This is a genomic window from Pseudomonas sp. SBB6 (genome assembly GCF_024213215.1).
Lineage (GTDB): Bacteria > Pseudomonadota > Gammaproteobacteria > Pseudomonadales > Pseudomonadaceae > Aquipseudomonas > Aquipseudomonas donghuensis.
The window spans coordinates 264,664-279,375 of sequence record NZ_JANAVH010000005.1; the positions used below are offsets into that span (position 1 = coordinate 264,664).

The following is a 14,712-nucleotide window of genomic DNA, read 5'->3' on the forward strand; positions in this document are numbered from 1 at the left end:
CGACTTGCCCGGCGATGGGCTGCCAAGCAATCCCTGCTAGCGACAAGCCAGCAACCACTGACGAAACCCGGCCACCTGCGGCCGTTCCAGTGCCGTCGCCGGGTACACCAGGTAATACGCCAGCTCACTGGCGATGCCCTGTGCAAAGGGCGTCACCAGCATGCCTTCATCCAGCTCCCGCTGCACAAAGCCGCGGCGCACCAGCGCCACGCCCAGCCCCGCCTTGGCCGCTTCAATCGCGCCGTTGCTGTCTACGAACAAGGTACCGCCACTGGCCTCCACCTGTGGCGCCCCGGCTGCATCCAGCCACATCCGCCAGTCGTGGCGGTGCTCATCGTGCAGCAGGTGCACGCTGGCAAGGTCGTTGGGTTGGTGCAGGGCGTGGATGTTGCGCAAGTGCGGGCTGCACACCGGCACCAGATCATCATCCAGCAAGCGTTCGGCGACCAGCCCGTCATAGCGGCCATAGCCATGACGCACCGCCAGGTCGATGCCGTCGCGGGCGAAATCCACCAGGCGCTTGCAGGCGCTGATGCGTACATCGACACCGCTCTGCTGCGCCTCGAAACCGCCTAGCCGTGGCAGCAGCCACTGTACGGCAAACCCGGGTGTGCAACTCAGCGTCAGTACCTGTTGTCTGCCGCGAGTAGTGAGGGCACTGGTGGCCTCACGAATCATGCGAAAGGCGCTGCGCAGGGTCGCGAAATAGTCCTCGCCCTCCGGGGTGAGGCTGAGGCTGCGCGGGCGGCGGACGAACAACTGCACGCCCAGGGCCGCTTCCAGTTCCTTGATCTGCAGGCTGACCGCACCGGGGGTGACGCACAACTCGCGGGCGGCAAGGGTGATACTGACATGCCGGGCGGCGGCTTCGAAGGCGCGCAAGGCGCTGAGTGAGGGTAGGGTCATGATGCTTTAATTCACCTCAATCATCTGGCGAAAAATGCTCGTTTGTCGTGGTGCTGGTGCCCATGAATACTGGCATTGAAGAGCTCCAGAGGCTGCCGATTGACCTTAGCAGAGCTCAATCTCGATCGCCCGTTTGAGGAGTTAGCCACGATGAACAAAGTCATGAGCCTGAGGGAGTGGGGCCTGTTGATTGCCCTGTCGATACTGTGGGGCGGTTCGTTCTTCTTCAATGGTATTGCCGTGAAGGAACTGCCGCCTTTCACCCTGGTGATGCTGCGCGTGGGGCTGGCGGCGCTGGTACTGCTTGCGCTGGTACGGCTGCTGGGGCTGTACATGCCGCGAGAGTGGCGGATCTGGCGGGCGTTTTTGGTCATGGGGCTGCTCAACAACCTGCTGCCATTCTGCCTGATCGTCTGGGGCCAGGCCCGCATCGGCAGCGGCCTGGCCTCGATCCTCAATGCCACCACGCCGCTGTTTGCGGTGATCGTTGCGCACCTGCTGACCGAGGACGAAAACATCAGCGTCAACAAGCTGGCCGGTGTTGCGCTGGGCTTTGTTGGAGTGGCGATCATGATTGGCTCGGCGGCTTGGTCCGGCCTGGACGGCAACCTGTGGGCACAACTGGCGGTGTTGGCGGCGGCCTTGTCATACGCCGTGGCCGGGGTTTACGGGCGGCGCTTCAAGGTCATGGGGGTGGCGCCGCTGATCACTGCCACCGGACAGATCAGTGCGTCGGCCATCTTGTTGGTGCCGCTGGCGTTGCTGATCGACCTACCCTGGAAGCTGGCCGCGCCAAGCCTGACAACCTGGGCGGCGGTGGCCGGTTTGGTGTTGCTTTCCACCGCGCTGGCCTATGTGGTGTTCTTTCGTATCCTGGCCACGGCCGGGGCGACCAACCTGATGCTGGTGACCTTCCTGATTCCGCTCAGTGCCATCGTGCTTGGCGTGCTGGTGCTGGGGGAGCGTCTGGAGACCAGGCACTTTATCGGTATGGGGCTGATTGCCCTGGGGTTGGCGGCGATCGACGGGCGCTTGCTGAAGTGGCGGCGGGTGGCGGTGGAGGATCCGGACAGTTTTATCGGCCGGGATATTTAGGTCGCAGTCAGCTTGCCCCGCGCTGCTGTGTCAGGCATCGCGCAACAGGTCATGGGCATCGAGCAACCGGTAGGCAATCTGCGGCTGGCGTTCCAGCGCCCGGCGGATCGCCGCCGGAATATTCTGCCGGGTCTTGCGGCACAACCCCGGCAGCTCCTCGATCTGAATGTTGATGCCGCGCATGGTCCGCACTTCATTGAAGCTCGGAGTGATCTGCACCCGAATGCCCAACTGCTCATACAAGCGTCGTTGCATGTGCTCCAGCTCCGACAGGCTCTGCAGGTTTTCCAGGCGTTCGAGCAGGCGCTTTTCTTCCTGGCGCGTCAGCAGCAGGATGCGCGGGTCCTGCAGCGTCTCGCGGCCGCAATCACAGGCGCCGGGCGGGCAGGGGGTGCGGGTGGGCAGGGTGGCGTTCATGCCTTGCAGCATAGCGAATCCAGCGCCCTCTGCCATGGGCTCGGTGCTGCGCTTTGTCGGTAGCGTATTTATCCGATACGCTCGCAGCCTTGAGGCCGCCGGACGTGTTTGAGCTGGCCGAATGTGTAGAGGAGTGAATCGCTCATGCTGGGACAGCAACTGCAACTGCAAAGCGTATTGACCGGCCGCGCCGTGCCTTATACCCGCCCGGGTTCAGCCAGCGCCATCGCCAAGGCCCCACGTGACGGCGAGGTGGCCGTGACCGAACTGGGCCTGGCCGGCGACGAGCAAGGCGACCTGCGGGTGCATGGCGGAATCGAAAAGGCCATCCATCACTATCCACGTGAACACTATGCTGCCTGGGCGGCGGAGCTGGGCGAACATCCCCTGCTGCAGGCACCGGGTGCTTTCGGCGAAAACCTCAGCACCTGTGGCTGGACCGAGCAGACCGTATGCCTGGGCGACCGTTTTCGCGCCGGCACGGCCTTGCTGGAGATCTCCCAGGGGCGCATGCCGTGCTGGAAGCTCAACGACCGTTTTGGGGTCAGGGACATGTCCCTGCGGGTGCAGCAAAGCGGTCGCACCGGCTGGTACTACCGGGTGCTGGAGGAGGGTGTGCTGGCCGCCGGGATGAGTATCGAGCTGGTCGCTCGGCCGCATCCGCAGTGGTCGGTGGCGCGCTTGTCGTCAGTGCTGTTCGACAAGCAGGTCGACCTTGAGGTCATTCGCCAGTGCCTGGAACTGCCGTTGGCTGCCTCCTGGCGCCGGACGCTTTCGCGGCGTCTGGAAAAGGCCGAAGTCGAGGACTGGGCACCGCGGCTGCAAGGGCCGGGCGTCGAAAGATCTTGAAAGGGGTTGGGCAACTAGTCAGTCGGCTTACCGCCGGACAAGCCCGCTCCTACAATGCAGGAGCGGGCTTGCCCCGCGATCGCAATCAGGCAGCCGTACCCAGCTTCTTCACCACCTGACCCTTGGCGGCCTGCTTGCGGCACGCTTCGCCAAAGGCCTGGAACATCTTCACCGAATCCGGGTTTTTCGCCGCTTGCCATTCCGGGTGCCATTGCACCGCGAAGAGGAAAGGCGACAGGCTCGGGGCGTGGATGGCTTCGACCAGGCCGTCTTCGGCGCGGGCCAGGGGCTCGATGCCTTCGCCGAGGGTTTTCAGGCCCTGGCCGTGCAGCGAGTTGACGCGGATTTCATCGCTCTGCAGCAGCTTGTGCAGCCAGCTGCCTCGCTCCAGTTTGACGCTGTGAACCGCGCTGTACTGCACATCGACCGGGTCGTCCGGGTTTTCCCGGTGGTCGTTGAAGCCTGGCTCGGCGTAGACCTTCTGGTAGATGTCGCCACCCAGGGCGACGTTGATTTCCTGCATGCCACGGCAAATGCCGAAGATCGGCAGGCCACGGGCGATAGCCAGTTGTACCAGCGGCAGGTCGAACAGGTCGCGGTCGCGGTCCTGGGCCTTGCCCGGGGTTTCGTTCTCCTGGCCGTACAGGGCCGGGTCGATGTTGCTGCCGGCGCCGGTCAGGTAAACACCGTCGGCCATGTCCAGGTAGGCTTCGAGGTCGTCGGTACCGCAGCAGGTTGGCACCAGCACAGGTACGCAACCGGCGTGTTCAACCAGCGGTACGATGTATTTGTGGGTCATGACCTGATAGTCGTGGCCTTTGCGCTCCTGGGAGCCCATGGTCATCAGCACGACGGGTTTGCGAGGGGTTTGATTCTTATTGCCAATGTTGCTGTTGGGCATATGTCACCTTGGGACAGGCGCAGCCTGTCATTATTGTGCAGGCGCGCTGCTGAAACCTTTGCGCTGCCTGAGGTTTCGAGCACTGCCGGTACGCCAAGCAAGGGGCTGTATCCGGTCGAAACCTGTCATATAGCTTGCCAGAGCCGTTTAATATGTCAAACGACTTCAGATTGCATGGGCGAAGCTTGAGATTGCCTGAATGCAATTATCGGCCTGCAGGCCCCGGTAACCGGCATGGCGCCTGCTGTGGCCAGTTCATTATATTGAACAAGGTCCGGTGAATGGCCGAAGCGGCGCCTGCGTGGCTTTGCTGCATCGCGCGGTTTCTCTTAAGCTGGCTGTCACCGATGACTACCAGCCTGAACCATGCCCACTCCAAGACCGTCCCTGACCCTGACCCTGCTGCAAGCCCGCGAAGCCGCCATGGCCTTCTTCCGCCCCTCGCTCAATGCCCATGGCCTGACCGAACAACAATGGCGGGTGATCCGCATCCTGCGCCAGCAAGGCGAACTGGAAAGCCATCAACTGGCCGAGCAGGCCTGCATCCTCAAGCCAAGCATGACCGGCGTGCTGGCACGCCTGGAGCGTGACGGCCTGGTGCGGCGCAAGAAGTCGACCCAGGACCAGCGCCGGGTGTTCGTGGGCCTGACCGAACAGGGCCAGCAGTGCTTCGTCGACATGAGCGAAGACATGGAGCACAACTATCAGCGCATCCTCGAACAGTTCGGCGAAGACAAACTGCAGGCACTGCTGGGCCTGCTCAACAGCCTGAAAAACATCAAGCCCTGAGCGCCGTTTTGGCGCACTGGCCGCTTGCTACCTATACTGTGCCCATCCGCAACAGCGTGCCGTCGTTGACCGGAGCCAGGCGTCTCTGTTCCCGTGGTCGTGACTTTCTGAAGTAGCAGGACGCGAGTCGTCAATTCTCAACGCTACAAGGGGTTGGATCATGGATATTGTCAGTCTGATCATTCAGGTTATTGCCGGTGTGGTGGGCGGCAACGCAGCCGGTATGAGCAAGCAGAGCATGGGCCCGCTACTCAACTCGATCTTCGGTGGAGTGGGTGGGGTGATTGTCGGGCAGATACTCGCAGCCTTTACCGGTGAACCCGGTGCGGCGGTGGCGGCGGGTGGCTCACTCGATCTGCCGGCGCTGATCAGCAGTATTGTCGGCGGCGGTGCCGGCGGCGCGGTGCTGGCCTTCATCGCCGGTTTTATAAAGTCGAAAATGCATACCCAGTAAGTAGTGACGGGGCGTGCCCCTGCTTGCAGGGGCACGCCTTGGCTCAGAAGTATTTGAGCCAGCCGATATCCCGGCGCCGGGCCTTGAGCCTGGCGAACCAGCGCACCGGCGGATAGAGCGCAATGCTCAAGACAATTGCCGTCAGCCACATCGCCCAGATCCCGTCGAAACCAAAGTAGCTGCCCTGGTTCAGGCCGAAGCAGGCGATGGCGATCAGGTACAGCAGCTTCAGCACATATAAATGCAGCAGGTAGAAGAACATCGGCGCTGCGCCGAACACGCTCAACACCTGTATCGCGCGGTTGCTTTGCAGGTGCTCGAAGCTGCGCAGCAGCAACACGCCGACTCCCAGGGTCAGGGCCAGGAACAGCAGCGACGGCGGGTATTTGGTGATGTTGAAAAAGCTCATCAGTGTGCGCAACGTGGTTTCGCTGACCTGCCACTGGGTCTCGCCGTAACCGTTGAACAGGCGCAGCAGCAGGAAACCGGCGAGGGCGCCGATGCCGGTTAGCAGCAACTTGCGTTGACGTGCCTGCCCATCCGCACCCCTGGCAAACCAGGGGGCCATGGCATAGCCCAGGGCAATCACGCCGATCCACGGCAGCAGTGGGTACGAGGTGCGCAGGCGCAAGCTGTCCGACACTTCGATCCAGCCGCGGTCATGCAAGATCGCCCAAGGGATGTGCATCGCCGAACCTGCAGCGAAGTGCAGCGGATCGAGCAGGTTGTGCCCGGCGACGATCAGCGCACCGAGCACCAGCAACAGCGATCGCGGCAGCCACACCAGGCCGGCCAGGGCGATCATGCTCAGGCCGATGGCCCAGATCACTTGCAGGTAGATCACCTTCGGCGGCAACTCCAGGGTCCAGGCCAGGCTGACCAGGGTGAACTCCAGCAACACCAGCACTAGGCCACGTTTGAACAGGAAGACCGAGACTGCGGCTTTGCCCTGGTGCTTTTCGCCGTACAGGTAGGCCGACAGGCCGGTGAGCAGGACGAACACTGGTGCACACAAATGGGCGAGGGTACGGCTGAGAAACAGCCAGGGGTCGGTGCTGGCGACGTCCATTGGGTCGCTGACCTGGCGGTGCAGGAAGAAGGTTTCGCGCACGTGGTCGAGCAGCATGAAGACAATCACCAGGCCGCGCAGGGCGTCGATGCAGAGCAGGCGTTGGTTGGCGGGTGGGGCGGTTGGCATGGGTGAGGTCGCTGGCGTGGAATTGCTAAGTTATTCGTTATAACATAACTAAAATGCCAGGCAATGAACAAGGGCTGCTGCGCAGCCCATCGCCGGCAAGGCCGGCTCCCACAGGATTGGCGCTGGTCTTGAGAGCTGCGCAGAACCTGTGGGAGCTGGCTTTGCCAGCGATGCAAGGCGAAGCCTTGCCCAACGGTCTTAGTGCAGTATCTGCGCCAGGAACCCCTTGGCCCGTGCGCTCTGCGGGTTGTTGAAGAACGCCTCGGGGCTGGCGTCTTCAATGATCTGGCCGCCATCGAGAAACAGCACCCGCTCGGCCACCTGGCGGGCAAAGCCCATCTCATGGGTGACGCAGAGCATGGTCATGCCGGTGTCAGCCAGTTTCACCAGCACGTCCAGCACTTCAGCGACCATCTCCGGGTCCAGCGCCGAGGTCGGTTCGTCGAACAGCATGATCTTCGGCTTCATGCACAGCGCCCGGGCAATCGCTACCCGTTGTTGCTGGCCGCCGGACAGCTGGCTGGGGTACTTGCCGGCCTGGCTTTCGATGCCCACCTTGTTCAGGTAGAAGCGCGCGCGTTCTTCGGCCTCCTTGCGCGACAGGCCGCGTACGCTCATGGGCGCCAGGGTGCAGTTGTCGAGCACGCTCATGTGCGGGAACAGGTTGAAATGCTGGAACACCATGCCGATTTCGCTGCGCACTTCAGCGGCCTGGCGGGTGGTCAGGGAAAGGTCGGTGTCGTTGACGCGGATGTTGCCCTGTTCGGCAATTTCCAGGCGGTTGATGCAGCGGATCAGCGTCGATTTGCCTGAACCGGAAGGGCCGCACAGGACGATGCGCTCACCCTCGCGCACGTTGAGGTTGATGTCGCGCAGCACATGGAAGGCGCCGTAGTGCTTGTTCAGGCCCTCGATGGTCACCACGACCTTGCGCGGGTCGGCCTGAGGGGCAGGGGTTGGGGTAGCAAGGCTCAGTGAAGCGGTCATGTTGTTATTCTCCCGCGATCAGTTGAAGCGGTCCGCGCGATAAGGCGCAGGATCGGTAAATGGCGTTTGGCCGGTGATCAGCTCCGCCAGCAGGCGGCCGGTTACCGGGCCCAGGGTCAGGCCGTGGTGGGCATGGCCGAAGTTGAACCACAGGCCCTTGTGGCGAGCGGCCGGGCCGATCACCGGGCGCATGTCCGGCAGGCACGGGCGGCGGCCCAGCCAGGGCTCGGCATCGACCCGCTCACCCAGCGGGAAGACCTTGCGCGCCAAGGCTTCGCAGCGCTGCAGCTGGATCTGGTTGGCGGCATCGGTGCTGGCGGCGAACTCGATGCCGGTGGTCAGGCGGATGCCCATGGCCATGGGTGCGAGCACGTAACCGCCCTGGGCATCGCAGATCGAATGCTTGAGCTCGGCGCCGTCACGGGCGCGGTAATGCATGTGATAACCGCGCTTGATCTCCAGCGGAATGCGATAACCCAGCGGCTTGAACAGCTCGGCCGACTGTGGCCCGAGGGCGACCACCACCTCGGGGGCGGTGATTGGCCCCTGGCGGCTGTCGACCTGCCACTCGCTGCCGATCTGGCGCAGGGTGCGGGCGTCGCCGTGGATGAACTGGCCGCCACGCTGCACGAACAGCGCCGCATAGCCGCGAGTCAGGCCGCCGGGGTTGCTGACGGTCTTGGGGTCGAGCCAGTGAATGCCGCCGACCACGTTGTCGCTGAGGTCCACTTCGCGCGCGTGCAGCTGCTGGCGATCGAGGATTTCGTATTTCAAGCCATAGGCCTGCAGCGCATGGGCGTCGGCCACGGCTTTTTTGTAAGCGTCTTCATTGCGGTACACCTCGATCCAGCCGCTGGCCTTGACCAGTTCGCCGAGGCCCGCTGCTTCGATCAGCGCGTCGTGCTCTTCGACGCAGCGCTGCACCAGCGGCAGCATGGCCTGGGTGGCCACGGCTAGGCCGGCTGGCGAAGAGTTTTTCCAGTACTTGAACAGCCACGGGCTGATCTTCGGCAGGTGGGTGAAGCTGTAGCGCACATCGGGCTGGCGGTTCAGGCCATAGCGCAAAAGGCTCGACAACTCGTGGGGGAAGGCATAGGGGATGACGCTGGAGCGCTCGATCAGCCCGGCGTTGCCGTGGCTGGTGCCGCTGCCAGGCTCTTGGCGGTCGATGAGGATCACCTTGCGCCCGCGTGCCTGCAAATGAAGGGCCGTGCAGACGCCGACGATGCCGGCGCCCAGAACGATGGTTTGACAATGCATTGGAACGGTCCTCACTAGCAGGCGATCAGCGCAGGTGGCGGCCCAGGCGGGCTTCTATGTGTTTCAGGCTGCGGCGCACGATCTCGACGATCAGCAGGTAGAGCACGGCGGCCCACAGGTAGATCTGGAAGTCGAAGCTGCGCGAGAACGCAAGCTTGGTGACCCCCATCAGGTCGTAGATGGTCACCAGCGAGGCAATGGCGCTGGCCTTGATCATCAGGATCAACTCGTTGCCCAACGGACCGATGGCAACGATCAAGGATTGCGGCAGGATCACCTTGAAGAAGGTGGTCGAGCGCTTCAGGCTCAGGGCCTTGGCGGCCTCGTACTGGCCGGGGGCGACCGCCAGCAGGCTGCCACGGAAGATCTCTGCCTGGTAAGCGGCGGTGTTGAGGGTGAAAGCCAGGACCGTGCAGTACCAGGCGTCGCGGAAGAACCACCAGAGGCCGACGTCCTGCCAGAAACCCTTGAGCGAACCCAGGCCGTAGTACAGCAAGAACAGCTGGGCCAGCAGTGGCGAGCCACGGAAGAAGTAGATGTAGCCAGCGCTCAGGCGTTGCAGCATCAGGTTGTTCGACAGCCTGGCCAGGGCCAGGAGCATGCCGAGCAGGGCACCGAGGGTGAACGACAGCGCCACCAGCTTGCCGGTGACCAGCAGGCCGTCGATAAAGCGCGGGCCGTAGCGTTCCAGCAGGTCGGGGTCGAGCACCAGCGCCAGCAATTGATCGAAGCTCATGTCCGTGCCCCCCGCAGATGGCGGCTGAAGTACCGCTCGATGAAAGTGAACACCCGTCCCGACAGCGCCGAGAACAGCAGGTAGCCCAGGCAGGCGACGCCATAGAAGAACATCGGCTCCTTGGTGACGCTGACCGCAAGATTGGTCTGGCGCATCAAGTCGACCAGGGAAATGGTCGACACCAGCGAGGTGTCCTTGAGCAGCGACAGCCAGTTGTTCGACAGGCCCGGCAGGGCAATGCGCACCAGTTGCGGGAACACCACCTTGCGAAAGGTGGTGGCCTTGCTCAGGCCCAGCGCGGCCGACGCTTCGTATTGGCCTTTGGCGACCGTTTTGAACGCGGCCAGCCAGATTTCGCTGGAGAATGCGGCGAACACCAGGCTGAAGGCGATCATCGCCGCCAGGAAGGTGTTGATCAGCACCTCGCCTTCATAGCCCATGGCCAGGAGGATTTTCTGCGCGGCGATCTGGCAGCCGTAGTAGATGATCAGCAGCGTGAGCAATTCCGGCAGGCCACGGAACACCGTGGAGAACACGGTGGCGGCAGCGCGCGGGAAGCGTTTGGAGGAGCGGGCGGCGAGGGCCACGCCCAGGCCCAGCGGCAAGCCGATGGGCAGGCAGGCCAGGGCCAGGGAAATGGTCACCAGGGCACCGGCCAGCAGGGCTTGGCCCCAGCCGCCGCTGGCGAAGGAAAGCAGTGACAGTTGTTCGAGCATGCTCAAACCCTCTCGCAAGACAGACACTCAGCCCCGTGGGAGCCGGCCTTGCCGGCGATGGCATCGACACGCAGTCAGTCAGTGCGCGGCGTCTGCATCGCTGGCAAGGCCAGCTCCCACAGGTCCCTCACAGGACGTGAGATTTACTGGTAGATATCGAAGTCGAAGTAACGACTGGCGATCTTCTGGTAGGTGCCGTTGGCGACAATTGCGTCCAGGGCCTTGTTCAGGCGCTCGCGCAGGGCTTCATCTTCCTTGCGCACGGCAATCGAGGCGTCGGCCTTGGTGCCGTTGACGTCGCCAAGGATCTTGCAGCAGTCCTTGCCGGCCTTGCCCAGCCATTCGGTCAGCGGAAACTTATCGGCAATCACCCCGTCCAGGCGCCCGGCGGCGAGGTCGGCGTTGGCTTCATCGAGGGTCGGGTAGAGTTTGACGTCGGCGCCGGCCTTGCCGTAGACGTCCTCGGCATAGATAGCCTGGGTCGAGGAGGATTGCGCACCGACCGTGTAGCCTTTGAAGTCGGTTTGCGCGTCGGTGATTTCACTGTCCTTGGCCACTGCCACCGACAACGGGGTCTTGTAGTAGTGGTTGGTGAAGGCGATCTTCTTGCGCCGTTCTTCGGTATTGATCATCGACGCCACCACCGCGTCGTATTTCTTCGCCATCAAGGCCGGGATGATGCCTTCCCAGTCCTGGGCCACCAGGGTGCATTCGACCTTCATCTGCTCACACAGGGCGTGGGTGATGTCGACGTCGAAGCCGTGCAGCTTGTTATCCGAATCGACGTAGTTGAATGGTGGGTAAGCGCCTTCGGTGGCGATCTTCAGGGTTTCGGCCTGGGCCATGGTCGAGCCGGCGAGCAGCAGGGCGCAAGCCCCTGCGAAGCGGATAACAGGTTTCATGACACACCTCGATCTGTTGTTGTTTGCACTCTTGCTATTGTTTGCTCGTTGACGTGTAGCCAACGAATTCGTTGTGTAGAGCTGCAGTTGCTTCCAAGCGCTTTTCAACATCCGGTCCTAGCTTCTTGCAGACCTCGTTGACCATCAGTTGTACCCACGACAGCATCGTCGCGGTGGACTCCCAGAACAGATTGAATTCGGTGGGGATGCGAAACACCTCACTGGCGTTGGCATCGGCCCAGTCACAAAAAGTGTCGGTAACCAGGGTTACCGGAATGCCTGCCGCATGCGCCTTGCGGCACAGGGTCAGGGCATGGCGGGAATAGCGGCGCGCCTCGAACACCACCAGGGCGCAATCGGCCGGAGTGCTGAGCAGTACCTCGCCAAAATGTCCGGCACTGCCATCGACCACCTGCACGCCATCGCGCAGGTATTGCAGCAGGTGGGCCATGCACTGGGCGATGCCGCGCTCGGTCTGAAAGCCGGCGACGAACACCTTGCGTCGCTGCGCCAGGCGCAGGCTGACGGTGTCCCACGCCGGGGTGCGGCTGTACTCGTAAACCCGCACCAGCGCGCCAACTTCCTGTTCAAGGCTGCGCGCAAGGCCGGCGGCATCCTTGCCGTGCTGCTGGCGAAATTCTTGCAGACGATCACCGACCAGCCACGGGCCTTCACCCAGATCGTCCTTGAGGTCATGTTTGAGGGCCTTGAGGTGCTCGTAGCCCAGCGAGCGGCAGAAGCGCCCGACACTCGACTCGCTGACGCCGATTTTGGCCGCAAGGCTGGCGGAGGTTTCGAAGGGCAGGTCGGTGAGGTGGGCGAGCATGTAGCTGGCGATCTTGCGCCCGGACGCTGCGGCGTTGTGCAGGCTGTGTTCCAGGCGCTGTTTGATCGGTTGGCTCACAGGGCGGCTCTCGAAGGCGGCGACACGTTGAAACAGAAAATGAATGTTTTCTGTCATCAAGTCAATATTTGACAGTTTGCTGTCACTGGGGGAAAGTCTGGCCATTGCCCATCGCTGTCGCCCATTCCAAATCCAATAAGGGAGCTTCAGATGTCCGCACGTCCCGACACTGCTGTCGCGCAGATTGCCTTTGCCGACCTGCAGGCCTTGTTGCAGCGAATTTTCCTCGGCCATGGTTGCAGTGCAGCGGTGGCCCAGGCCCTGGCCTTCAACTGCGCCAGCGCCCAGCGCGATGGCGCGCACAGCCACGGTGTGTTCCGTATCCCCGGGTATGTTTCGACCCTGGCCAGTGGCTGGGTCAATGGCCAGGCTGTGCCCGACGTCGAAGACGTTGCCAGCGGTTTTGTGCGCGTCGATGCCAACGGCGGTTTTGCCCAGCCGGCCTTGGCGGCGGCCCGTGCGCTGCTGGTAGAAAAGGCCCGCAGCGCCGGTATTGCCGTGCTGGCGATCCATAACTCGCACCATTTCGCGGCCTTGTGGCCGGACGTCGAGCCGTTTGCCGATGAAGGCCTGGTGGCCCTGAGCGTGGTCAACAGCATGACCTGCGTGGTGCCCCATGGCGCCCAGCAGCCGTTGTTCGGCACCAACCCGATTGCCTTCGCCGCACCGTGCGCCGGTAGCGACCCGATTGTCTTCGACATGGCCACCAGCGCCATCGCCCACGGCGATGTGCAGATTGCTGCGCGCAAGGGCGAACTGCTGCCTGAAGGCATGGGCGTCGACAACCAGGGCCAACCGACCCGCGACCCGCAAGCGATTCTCGACGGCGGCGCCTTGCTGCCGTTCGGAGGGCACAAGGGCTCGGCGCTGTCGATGATGGTCGAGCTGCTGGCGGCGGCACTGACCGGCGGCAACTTCTCGTTCGAGTTCGACTGGTCACAGCACCCGGGCGCGAAAACGCCCTGGACCGGCCAGTTGATCATCGTCATCGACCCGGCCAAGTCGGTGGGTAATCGCTTTGCCGAACGCAGCCGCGACCTGGTGCGGCAGATGCAGGCAGTGGGCTTGCAGCGCCTGCCGGGCGAGCGCCGCTTCCGTGAGCGTGAGCAGTCGATGAAGGAGGGGGTGACGCTGACAGTGGCGGAGCTTGAGCAGTTGCAGGGGTTGGCCCAATAGTGAACTTGAGCACGCTATCGCTGGCAAGCCAGCTCCCACAGGGTTTTTGCTGATCATTGTGGGCGCTGGCTTGCCAGCGATTACTGTGCACACGTGCACTGATCAGTTGCACCAAGGGTAATGTTCCTTGGCCCACAGTACAGGTATCCTCGACACGGCTTTTAGTCCGAATTGTCCTGACCCAAGGAGCTGTGCGCTGTGTTCAAACATGTCGATGCCTATGCCGGCGATCCGATTCTCTCCCTGATGGAGACCTTCAAGGCCGATCCGCGTGCCGCCAAGGTCAACCTGAGTATCGGCCTGTATTACGATGCCGCAGGCGTGGTGCCACAGCTGGCTGCGGTGCGCGAAGCCGAGCAACGCTTTGCCGCCCAGCCTCACGAAGCCTCGATGTACCTGCCGATGGAAGGCCTGAACAGCTACCGTCAGGCGATCCAGGCGCTGTTGTTTGGCGCCGCTCATCCTGCTGTCGAGAGCGGCCGTGTGGCCACCGTGCAGACCGTCGGTGGCTCCGGTGCGCTGAAAGTCGGTGCCGACTTCCTCAAGCGCTACTTCCCCGAGTCGCAGGTGTGGGTCAGCGATCCGACCTGGGACAACCACCGGGCGATCTTCGAAGGCGCAGGCTTCAAGGTCAACACCTACCCATACTTCGACCAGGCCAGCCGTGGCGTCGATTTCGACGGCATGCTCAGCACCCTGCAGGGGCTGCCGAGCAACAGCATCGTCCTGCTGCACCCGTGCTGCCACAACCCTACCGGGGTCGACCTGAGCCAGGCGCAGTGGCAACAGGTGATCGAAGTGGTCAAGGCGCGCAACCTGATCCCGTTCCTCGACATCGCCTACCAGGGCTTTGGCGAAGGCCTGGCCGAAGACGCCTATGCCATCCGCGAAGCCGCCCGTGCCGGTGTGCCGTGCCTGGTGAGCAATTCGTTCTCGAAGATCTTCTCGCTGTATGGCGAGCGGGTTGGCGGCCTGTCGGTGGTCTGTGATGACGCCGATACCGCGCAAAGCGTGCTTGGCCAGCTCAAGGCCACCGTGCGCCGCAACTACTCCAGCCCGCCAAGCTTCGGTGCCCAACTGGTGGCGGCGGTACTCGGTGATGCCGCGCTCAACGCCCAGTGGCAAGCGGAAGTGGAGCAGATGCGCCTGCGTATCCTCGACATGCGCCAGGCCCTGGTCGATACCCTGGCCGAACTGCTGCCGGGCCAGGACTTCCAGTTCTTCCTGCGCCAGCGCGGCATGTTCAGCTACACCGGCTTCAGCGTCGAGCAGGTGCGCCGCTTGCGTGACGAGTTCGGTGTGTACCTGATCGACAGTGGCCGGGTGTGCATGGCCGGCTTGCGTCCGGACAACCTGCAGCAGGTGGCCAAGGCCTTCGCTGCGGTTCAGTAAGCAGGCCCGTCGCGGGGCAAGCACATCGCG

General features: G+C 63.0%; 16 protein-coding genes. 6 read left to right on the forward strand and 10 right to left on the reverse strand.

Annotated features, from left to right (window positions below; translation table 11 throughout):
• Positions 1–36 precede the first annotated feature (36 nt).
• Entirely contained in the window at positions 37–906 is an 870-nt protein-coding gene (gene gcvA, locus NLX68_RS12750; RefSeq protein WP_254284282.1) for a transcriptional regulator GcvA, read from the reverse strand.
• Positions 907–1,056: 150 nt separating this feature from the next.
• On the opposite strand from gcvA, the gene NLX68_RS12755 reads away from it, so the two are divergent.
• Positions 1,057–2,001, forward strand: a complete 945-nt coding sequence (locus tag NLX68_RS12755) for a DMT family transporter (RefSeq protein WP_254284283.1) — start codon at positions 1,057–1,059, stop codon at positions 1,999–2,001.
• A 30-nt stretch (positions 2,002–2,031) separates the two neighbouring features.
• Here NLX68_RS12755 and NLX68_RS12760 read toward each other — a convergent pair whose 3' ends face one another.
• Positions 2,032–2,418 (reverse strand): hypothetical protein, encoded by a 387-nt coding sequence (locus NLX68_RS12760; RefSeq protein ID WP_254284412.1) that lies wholly within the window; start codon positions 2,416–2,418, stop codon positions 2,032–2,034.
• 144 nt (positions 2,419–2,562) lie between these two features.
• Here NLX68_RS12760 and NLX68_RS12765 point away from each other — a divergent pair, with 144 nt between their 5' ends.
• On the forward strand, positions 2,563–3,267 hold the full coding sequence (locus tag NLX68_RS12765) for an MOSC domain-containing protein (RefSeq protein ID WP_254284284.1): 705 nt from the start codon (positions 2,563–2,565) through the stop codon (positions 3,265–3,267).
• Between the two features lie 85 nt (positions 3,268–3,352).
• Here NLX68_RS12765 and NLX68_RS12770 read toward each other — a convergent pair whose 3' ends face one another.
• On the reverse strand, positions 3,353–4,168 hold the full coding sequence (locus NLX68_RS12770) for a gamma-glutamyl-gamma-aminobutyrate hydrolase family protein (protein ID WP_254284285.1): 816 nt from the start codon (positions 4,166–4,168) through the stop codon (positions 3,353–3,355).
• Between the two features lie 366 nt (positions 4,169–4,534).
• On the opposite strand from NLX68_RS12770, the gene hpaR reads away from it, so the two are divergent.
• Together hpaR and NLX68_RS12780 are read left to right on the forward strand one after the other, a co-directional pair.
• Positions 4,535–4,957 carry a homoprotocatechuate degradation operon regulator HpaR gene (gene hpaR, locus NLX68_RS12775; protein ID WP_010222002.1) on the forward strand — a complete coding sequence of 141 codons (423 nt, stop codon included), beginning with the start codon at positions 4,535–4,537 and terminating at the stop codon, positions 4,955–4,957.
• Between the two features lie 160 nt (positions 4,958–5,117).
• The gene (locus NLX68_RS12780) at positions 5,118–5,411 is read left to right on the forward strand and encodes a hypothetical protein (protein WP_254284286.1); all 294 of its coding nucleotides are present in this window, start codon (positions 5,118–5,120) and stop codon (positions 5,409–5,411) included.
• A gap of 43 nt (positions 5,412–5,454) precedes the next feature.
• Here NLX68_RS12780 and NLX68_RS12785 read toward each other — a convergent pair whose 3' ends face one another.
• From NLX68_RS12785 to NLX68_RS12815, 7 genes are all read right to left on the reverse strand, one after another.
• Positions 5,455–6,609, reverse strand: coding sequence for a DUF1624 domain-containing protein (locus NLX68_RS12785; RefSeq protein ID WP_254284287.1), 1,155 nt, complete (start codon positions 6,607–6,609; stop codon positions 5,455–5,457).
• 198 nt (positions 6,610–6,807) lie between these two features.
• Entirely contained in the window at positions 6,808–7,596 is a 789-nt protein-coding gene (locus tag NLX68_RS12790; RefSeq protein WP_026001246.1) for an amino acid ABC transporter ATP-binding protein, read from the reverse strand.
• 18 nt (positions 7,597–7,614) lie between these two features.
• Entirely contained in the window at positions 7,615–8,856 is a 1,242-nt protein-coding gene (locus NLX68_RS12795; protein ID WP_254284288.1) for an FAD-binding oxidoreductase, read from the reverse strand.
• Between the two features lie 25 nt (positions 8,857–8,881).
• A complete protein-coding gene (locus tag NLX68_RS12800) occupies positions 8,882–9,592 on the reverse strand; it encodes an ABC transporter permease (protein ID WP_010222008.1) in 711 nt (236 codons plus the stop codon).
• Positions 9,589–10,308 (reverse strand): ABC transporter permease, encoded by a 720-nt coding sequence (locus NLX68_RS12805; RefSeq protein WP_010222009.1) that lies wholly within the window; start codon positions 10,306–10,308, stop codon positions 9,589–9,591. Before NLX68_RS12805 ends, NLX68_RS12800 begins: the two co-directional genes overlap by 4 nt.
• Positions 10,309–10,451: 143 nt before the next feature.
• Positions 10,452–11,210: a transporter substrate-binding domain-containing protein gene (locus NLX68_RS12810; RefSeq protein WP_010222010.1), complete on the reverse strand. Its 759-nt coding sequence runs from the start codon at positions 11,208–11,210 to the stop codon at positions 10,452–10,454.
• A gap of 34 nt (positions 11,211–11,244) precedes the next feature.
• Positions 11,245–12,114, reverse strand: coding sequence for a MurR/RpiR family transcriptional regulator (locus NLX68_RS12815; RefSeq protein ID WP_254284289.1), 870 nt, complete (start codon positions 12,112–12,114; stop codon positions 11,245–11,247).
• Between the two features lie 150 nt (positions 12,115–12,264).
• Here NLX68_RS12815 and NLX68_RS12820 point away from each other — a divergent pair, with 150 nt between their 5' ends.
• A complete protein-coding gene (locus NLX68_RS12820) occupies positions 12,265–13,290 on the forward strand; it encodes an Ldh family oxidoreductase (protein ID WP_254284290.1) in 1,026 nt (341 codons plus the stop codon).
• Positions 13,291–13,488: 198 nt separating this feature from the next.
• Positions 13,489–14,682 carry an amino acid aminotransferase gene (locus tag NLX68_RS12825; RefSeq protein ID WP_254284291.1) on the forward strand — a complete coding sequence of 398 codons (1,194 nt, stop codon included), beginning with the start codon at positions 13,489–13,491 and terminating at the stop codon, positions 14,680–14,682.
• Positions 14,683–14,712: the final 30 nt, after the last annotated feature.

What these genes read in the sequence shown, in the direction of transcription:
- gcvA (WP_254284282.1), bottom strand. Translation starts at nt 906, where the DNA reads ATGACCCTACCCTCACTCAGCGCCTTGCGCGCCTTCGAAGCCGCCGCC.
- NLX68_RS12755 (WP_254284283.1), top strand. Translation starts at nt 1,057, where the DNA reads ATGAACAAAGTCATGAGCCTGAGGGAGTGGGGCCTGTTGATTGCCCTG.
- NLX68_RS12760 (WP_254284412.1), bottom strand. Translation starts at nt 2,418, where the DNA reads ATGAACGCCACCCTGCCCACCCGCACCCCCTGCCCGCCCGGCGCCTGT.
- NLX68_RS12765 (WP_254284284.1), top strand. Translation starts at nt 2,563, where the DNA reads ATGCTGGGACAGCAACTGCAACTGCAAAGCGTATTGACCGGCCGCGCC.
- NLX68_RS12770 (WP_254284285.1), bottom strand. Translation starts at nt 4,168, where the DNA reads ATGCCCAACAGCAACATTGGCAATAAGAATCAAACCCCTCGCAAACCC.
- hpaR (WP_010222002.1), top strand. Translation starts at nt 4,535, where the DNA reads ATGCCCACTCCAAGACCGTCCCTGACCCTGACCCTGCTGCAAGCCCGC.
- NLX68_RS12780 (WP_254284286.1), top strand. Translation starts at nt 5,118, where the DNA reads ATGGATATTGTCAGTCTGATCATTCAGGTTATTGCCGGTGTGGTGGGC.
- NLX68_RS12785 (WP_254284287.1), bottom strand. Translation starts at nt 6,609, where the DNA reads ATGCCAACCGCCCCACCCGCCAACCAACGCCTGCTCTGCATCGACGCC.
- NLX68_RS12790 (WP_026001246.1), bottom strand. Translation starts at nt 7,596, where the DNA reads ATGACCGCTTCACTGAGCCTTGCTACCCCAACCCCTGCCCCTCAGGCC.
- NLX68_RS12795 (WP_254284288.1), bottom strand. Translation starts at nt 8,856, where the DNA reads ATGCATTGTCAAACCATCGTTCTGGGCGCCGGCATCGTCGGCGTCTGC.
- NLX68_RS12800 (WP_010222008.1), bottom strand. Translation starts at nt 9,592, where the DNA reads ATGAGCTTCGATCAATTGCTGGCGCTGGTGCTCGACCCCGACCTGCTG.
- NLX68_RS12805 (WP_010222009.1), bottom strand. Translation starts at nt 10,308, where the DNA reads ATGCTCGAACAACTGTCACTGCTTTCCTTCGCCAGCGGCGGCTGGGGC.
- NLX68_RS12810 (WP_010222010.1), bottom strand. Translation starts at nt 11,210, where the DNA reads ATGAAACCTGTTATCCGCTTCGCAGGGGCTTGCGCCCTGCTGCTCGCC.
- NLX68_RS12820 (WP_254284290.1), top strand. Translation starts at nt 12,265, where the DNA reads ATGTCCGCACGTCCCGACACTGCTGTCGCGCAGATTGCCTTTGCCGAC.